Consider the following 2,779-nt stretch of genomic DNA (forward strand, 5'->3'; position numbering starts at 1 on the left):
CCCAACAGCTCCAGCACCAACCGCTTCAGATCGGCGTTCGACAGGCCATCAAGATCCGGGGCCGGTGACATGCAGGGGATTGAATCAGAATTGTCGCTGCGCCGGAACCCCGACCCGCCAGCTCAGCCCGGACTTTTGCCAATGTTACAATTGATCGCTGTAAGCCATTGACGGATATAGCACTTGACGGCCTCCACCCACGGAAGGTCTCAAGATGGCACGTTCCGGAAGTACGCTGAATTTCTGCAAACACACGATGAGCGGACCTTCACAAGATCTTGCCGGTTGCTCCCGAACGCCGCTCAATCGTTCCGGATCATCCTGCTAAATTGGTAAACGAAGATAGGCCGGACCTCAGGACGGCGTCGCGAAGACCGTCCCATTGCTATCTTCCATGCACAAGAGCACTGATGTTATGTCCGATGCCCTGGAGCGCGTGGCGAAGCGAGGCTGCAGCCATGACAGTTCACGGCGCACCACGGCCATGGATAACTTGTGGGAGGGCGTTGGCGAAGGCAACGACGGTTGGGGCCATCAAAGCAAGAGTTGAAAGGCACTATCCGCGCTGATTGATAGCCATTGGATCGGCATGGCATTCATTGGGTGGGTTTCCGGCCGCATGCTTTGCTGATCGTGGTCAGCCCGGTGCAATGCAAATGCCCCGGGCTTGGAACCCCGGGGCATGTTCTCATTGAAACCAAATGTCAGAGTGAGTTTGATCAAGCGGCCGGGCTGACGCGCTGGGGCGACTTCTCTGCCTGAACCGCCACGGTCCGACTTGCCTTATCGGCGAGCTGTTGCGTGAGTTCCGCCATGCGCCGGCTGTTGTCGAGGGTCTGCTCCAGGTTATCGCGGATGAGCGAGGTCTGGACCGTAACAAAGTCCGGAACCGACCGGCACCGTGCCAGACTGCTCAAGCCATCGAGGTTCATCTGCAGGCGCTTCTGGCTCAACTCAAACCACTCGCGGGAAACATCCTGGACGCCGCGAGCCAGAACCGTGCCGGCTTGTGCGACGGCTTGCAGGTTTCGCGAGGTCTCGTCACCGAGGCTTTGAGCGTCTCGTTTGCCGGGATTGAAGAACTGCATCGCCTGATCAGTGGTAAGGCGGGCTAGCTCCGATGCCGTGCTCAGGCTCTTCTGCACTGCCTCCTGCATGGTCCGAACCGCCGTTTGGGCTCCTTCCGCGCCGGTCTGCACAGTGCTAGTCAGGTTTTCCGCAGCCTGGTGGACGATGTCGACCTGTTCGCGGGCACGCCTGGTCTCGACCCGCTTTGCCTCGTCGACACTCGCCATTTCATCCTGCACTTGCTCGGCCACCGCTTCGGCCTCCTCGTCGCTCAAGACCTTGAGCACCGCCGGAAGCAGCTCCTTCTTGTCGTCGCGAATATGCTGCTGGAACACTTTCTTCAGGTCAGCAACTTTGCTGAGGAACTCACCATTGTTCTTCGGCATGCCGTCCAACTCCGCCAGGAGGGCACTCGTTTCCTGGTTGTCCTGGATGGCCTCTTGAACCAGGTCCTGCATTCTGTGCTTGCTCAGGACGGGAAAGAGATACTGTTCCTGGAGGTTAGCCAGGAGGTCCAACTCCTCTTTCAAATCCGAAAGCAGGCGCTCACGGGTTTTGGCGGCATTGTCAGAGGTGGCGAGGAGCTTCTCGAAGAGCTCGTTTGCCTTGTCCGGCGGCGTTTGGCTGAAGGTTTTGGTGGTCATTTTGCCTCATAAAATAAAAACATCGAATAGAATAATATTTGGCCCAGCGCTTTGGATCTTAGCCCACGCGGTGTGACACGAATATGTCGGCTGGAGTAACTATCATATCGTAATTCTGTCGCAGTATTCAAGGATGAGCTTCAAGTATTTTGTCATGTTGCTTATCGAACCGTCTCAGCATGGCAGGTGTGCTATGTGGCAGGACACGAAAATAAGCGATTACTGACATCCAACTACACCCAGTGTCTGTCTTAGTCCTTTGGGAGCGCGCAGCCTGCGGCGCCGGCGCGATCTCCGGAGCGGAGGTGACATCTACGAGATCAAGCTCAACGACGAGTTCCTGATGTCGAGCCTGTTCAACGCATCTGACATCGCCCTCGCACGGCTCGGGCTCGCAGCCCTGACCGGAACGTCCTTCGATGTGGTCGTCGGTGGCCTTGGCCTCGGGTACACCGCGCAGGCCGTGCTGGAGCATGCGCAGGTGGGCTCGCTCCTGGTGGTCGATGCCCTTGCGGAGGTGATCGAGTGGCACCAGCAGGGTCTGCTGCCGCTCGGGGCCGAGCTGACCTCTGATACACGTTGCCGGCTGGTTCTCGGCGACTTCTTTGCCGGGGCTGCCTCAGAGGCGGGTTTCGATGCCGACCATCCAGGGCGCCGCTACCACGCGATCCTGGTTGATATCGACCACTCGCCGAAGAACGTCCTGCATCCGAGCCATGCAGCGCTCTACACCCTCGATGGTCTCACGCACCTTGCAGCGCACCTCCGTCCCGGAGGCGCCTTTGCCCTGTGCTCGAATGATCCTCCGGACGATGAGTTTCAACAGGCACTTGGCGAGGTGTTCGCGACCAGCCAGACGCATATCGTTGCCTTCGACAACCTGCAGAAGGATGGCGAGGTGACAAACACAGTGTAGATACTGTCGGCGAATTCAGAGGGTTGGCGCCAACGCAGCAAAGCGGGTCACGCGCGTCTTGGTGCGCGGCCATCCGTCCAACCAGTGTACGACCCGCAAGACGTTCATCGCAGCCGCCGAACACACCTCCTGGAGGCCGGTCTTCAGGAGC

General features: G+C 58.7%; 2 protein-coding genes. One reads left to right on the top strand and one right to left on the bottom strand.

Features of this window, described 5'->3' with window-relative positions; all coding sequences use genetic code 11:
• Window positions 1-719: 719 nt before the first annotated feature.
• Entirely contained in the window at window positions 720-1,712 is a 993-nt protein-coding gene (locus FS320_RS41275; RefSeq protein ID WP_152718373.1) for a phasin family protein, read from the bottom strand.
• Between the two features lie 259 nt (window positions 1,713-1,971).
• On the opposite strand from FS320_RS41275, the gene FS320_RS41280 reads away from it, so the two are divergent.
• Window positions 1,972-2,628, top strand: coding sequence for a polyamine aminopropyltransferase (locus FS320_RS41280; protein WP_152718375.1), 657 nt, complete (start codon window positions 1,972-1,974; stop codon window positions 2,626-2,628).
• Window positions 2,629-2,779: the final 151 nt, after the last annotated feature.

It is taken from the genome of Microvirga tunisiensis, assembly GCF_009296175.1.
Taxonomy (GTDB): domain Bacteria; phylum Pseudomonadota; class Alphaproteobacteria; order Rhizobiales; family Beijerinckiaceae; genus Microvirga; species Microvirga tunisiensis.